Consider the following 3,337-nt stretch of genomic DNA (forward strand, 5'->3'; position numbering starts at 1 on the left):
AGTGCGGCTAACCCGGCGTCCTGCCGGGTTACCCACGGATTCAAGCCTGCGTTCGGCCAGCGTGGTTTAACGGGGCGCCTGAGATCAAGATCAAGATCAAGGGCGGCTCGCTTCGCATCGTGGTTACGGGTGAGCGCTGCAGAGTTGTGTAGATACCTATGCTCCCTCCCACAGTTTGTCCTGCTGTGGCTTTAGAGGGCGATTGGCTTGCGGCCGGCGAACGAGTGCGCCAGGGTGCCGCCGTCGACCAGTTCAAGCTCGCCACCCAGTGGCACGCCATGGGCAATACGTGAGGTGATCAGCCCCTTGTTGGTCAGCAACTGGGCGATGTAATGCGCCGTCGCTTCGCCTTCAACGGTAGGATTGGTCGCCAGGATCACCTCGGTGAAGGTGCCCTGTTCTTCGATCCGCGCCACCAGTTGCGGAATGCCGATGGCTTCCGGCCCCAGGCCATCAAGCGGCGACAGGTGGCCCTTGAGCACGAAGTAACGCCCGCGGTAGCCGGTCTGCTCCACCGCATACACATCCATTGGCCCCTCCACCACGCACAGCAGCGTGTCGTCGCGACGAGGGTCGGCGCATTGCGGGCAGAGTTCTTCTTCGGTCAGGGTGCGGCATTGGCGACAGTGGCCCACGCCTTCCATGGCCTGGCTCAGGGCCTGGGCCAGACGAGTGCCGCCGCTGCGATCACGCTCCAGCAGTTGCAGCGCCATACGCTGGGCAGTTTTCTGGCCCACGCCCGGCAAGGTACGCAGGGCGTCGATCAGTTGGCGAATCAGGGGGCTGAAGCTCATGGGCGAAGGGTCCGACAAAACAACGAGACGCGGTTTATACCCGCGCCTCGGATTAGCGTCAAATGCTCAATCCTGCGCGACGCGCACGACCAACTTGCCGAAGTTGCGCCCCTCGAGCAAACCGATAAACGCTTCGGGCGCTTGCTCCAGGCCGTCGACCACGTCTTCGCGGAACTTGATCTTGCCCTCGCGAACCCAGGGCGCCATGGCGCTGAGGAACTCCGGCTGGCGATCACCGTAGTCGTCAAACACGATAAAGCCCTGGATGCGCACACGCTTGGTCAGCAAGGTGCGCTGCAGCGCCGGCAGACGATCCGGGCCGCTTGGCGCCTCGTGGGCGTTATACCCGGCGATCAGCCCGCACAGGGGCACCCGCGCCTTGGGGTTGAACAACGGCATCACGGCATCGAACACCTTGCCGCCGACGTTCTCGAAATAGATGTCGACGCCATTGAAGCAGGCCTGGGCCAGCTCGTCGGCAAAGTGTTCGCTCTTGTGGTCGATGCAGGCATCGAAACCCAGCTCATCGACCACGTAGCGGCACTTGTCCGCACCGCCGGCAACGCCCACTACGCGCAAGCCCTTGAGCTTGGCCACCTGGCCCACCACCGAGCCCACTGCGCCGGAGGCCGCGGCCACGACCAGGGTTTCACCGGCCTTGGGCTGGCCGATGTCCATCAGGCCCATGTAAGCCGTCATACCGGGCATGCCCAGCACCCCCAGGGCCATCGACGGGCTGGCCAGGCCGTTGGGCACCGGCATCAGGTTGCGGCCATCAGAGATACTGTGGCTTTGCCAGCCGGTGGAACCGACCACCAGGTCGCCCACCTCGAATTTCGGGTTGCGTGATTGCTCGACACGGCTGACTGCGCCACCGGTCATCACCTCGTCGATTTCCACGGGCGCTGCGTACGACGGCGCGTCGCTCATGCGTCCGCGCATATAAGGGTCCAGCGACAGGTAGAGTGTCTTGAGCAGCACCTGGCCGTCGGCCAGCTCTGGCAGGTTTACGCGTTCGAGGCGGAAGTTTTCCGGGGTCGGCGCGCCTTGAGGGCGTGAGACCAGCACAATGCGTTGGTTCAGTGTGGATTCTTGAGGCATGAAGGGGCTCCTTTAGCGAATGCATCGGTATAGGGTGCAGACCATCGGGAGGCGGTTGGGGTTCAGATCGTTCCCATGCTCTGCGTGGGAATGCATCCTCGTGACGCTCCGCGTCCCTGGCGGCGTTACCACGCAGAGCGTGGGAACGATCACCAGGCACAAACAAAAATGCCAGGCACGAGGCCTGGCATTGGAGTGCAGCTAAAGCCTGCCGATCAGAACGGCAGCTTCATGCCCGGTGGCAGTTGCATGCCGGCGGTCATGCCGCCCATTTTTTCCTGGCTGCTGGCTTCGATCTTGCGCACCGCGTCGTTGACGGCAGCGGCGAACAGGTCTTCCAGCACTTCACGGTCGTCATCGCTGACGCCTTCGAGCAGGCTTGGGTCGATGCTGACGCGCTTGATGTCGTGACGACCGGTCATCACCACGCTGACCATATCGCCACCGGCTTTACCGGTGACTTCGGCGTTGGCCAGTTCTTCCTGCATCTTGGCCATCTTTTCCTGCATCTGCTGCGCCTGCTTCATCAGGCCGGCCATGCCACCTTTCATCATAGGAATCACCTCAAAAGTACGTGGATCAAAAGAGTCGCCCGGTTCATGACGCCTGGGGCGCCGGGGCTTCGACAGGTTCAATAGTATCGTGACGGACGACCGCACCGAACTGTTGCATCATTTGTTGGATAAGCGGATCAGCCTGGATCGACGCCTCCGCATCGCGCTGGCGGTTCAGGCGTCGACGCGTTGCAGCCTGGGCCGGGGTTTCCTGCTCGGGCTTGATCAGCTCGATGGCAATGGTCAGCGTGCGCCCATGGTACTGGTTGAGCGCGTCGTTCAGACGGCGCTGCTGGGTGGCATTGAACAGGGCGCTGTGGGCCGGGTCCAGGTGCAGCAGCCAGTGGTCGCCGTCGATGGCAATCAACGTGCAGTTGGCGGCGATACTGCCGGTCATGCCGGAGATCGGCAACTTTGGAAACAATTCCAGCCATTGCAGGGCCAGGCCGGTGGCCGGTGCCGCAGCGGGCTCCACTTCCGGCTCGGGGGCTGGTTCGGCGGTGTGTTCGCTGGCGAGTTCGTCCAGGTAGCTGTAGGCCGAATCCATGTCCGGCTCGATGTAGTCTTCGTCCAGCGGCGGTTCATCGTCGAGGTCGATGCCGGGCGTGGCCGCCTCGACCTGAGCCACGGTCGGCTCCGGCACCGGCGCCGATACCCACTCCGGCGCATCCAGCACTACGCTGTCCGGGGTCGGCGCGGGCATTGGCGTCAGTTCGGGCTGCTCGCCGGTGGTGTCCAGTACCGGCTCCACGACGGGCTGTTGCTCGGGCTCAGCGGGCGCTTCAACCGGGTCGTTCCAGGGCAGATCCACCACCGGGGCGATTTGCGGCTCCGGCTCAGGCTCAGCCTCGATCAGCGCTTCAGGCTCGGCCTCCGGGGCGGCAACCA

4 protein-coding genes are annotated in these 3,337 nt (G+C 63.6%); all 4 read right to left on the bottom strand.

What is annotated here, in order from left to right:
- Positions 1-191 precede the first annotated feature (191 nt).
- Positions 192-794, bottom strand: a complete 603-nt coding sequence (gene recR, locus BFP96_RS23355) for a recombination mediator RecR (protein ID WP_014719453.1) — start codon at positions 792-794, stop codon at positions 192-194.
- Between the two features lie 66 nt (positions 795-860).
- The gene (locus tag BFP96_RS23360) at positions 861-1,895 is read right to left on the bottom strand and encodes an NADP-dependent oxidoreductase (RefSeq protein ID WP_065937101.1); all 1,035 of its coding nucleotides are present in this window, start codon (positions 1,893-1,895) and stop codon (positions 861-863) included.
- 215 nt (positions 1,896-2,110) lie between these two features.
- Positions 2,111-2,449, bottom strand: coding sequence for a YbaB/EbfC family nucleoid-associated protein (locus BFP96_RS23365; protein ID WP_057721228.1), 339 nt, complete (start codon positions 2,447-2,449; stop codon positions 2,111-2,113).
- A gap of 43 nt (positions 2,450-2,492) precedes the next feature.
- Positions 2,493-3,337, bottom strand: an 845-nt coding sequence (locus BFP96_RS23370; protein ID WP_305885263.1) for a DNA polymerase III subunit gamma/tau C-terminal domain-containing protein, incomplete at its 5' end; no start/stop codon positions are given.

Source organism: Pseudomonas sp. 34 E 7 (genome assembly GCF_900005715.1).
Classification (GTDB): Bacteria; Pseudomonadota; Gammaproteobacteria; order Pseudomonadales; family Pseudomonadaceae; genus Aquipseudomonas; species Aquipseudomonas orientalis_A.

Bases quoted from the DNA above. Each gene is read 5' to 3' on its own strand.
- BFP96_RS23365 (WP_057721228.1), bottom strand. From the start codon at position 2,449: ATGATGAAAGGTGGCATGGCCGGCCTGATGAAGCAGGCGCAGCAGATG.
- recR (WP_014719453.1), bottom strand. From the start codon at position 794: ATGAGCTTCAGCCCCCTGATTCGCCAACTGATCGACGCCCTGCGTACC.
- BFP96_RS23360 (WP_065937101.1), bottom strand. From the start codon at position 1,895: ATGCCTCAAGAATCCACACTGAACCAACGCATTGTGCTGGTCTCACGC.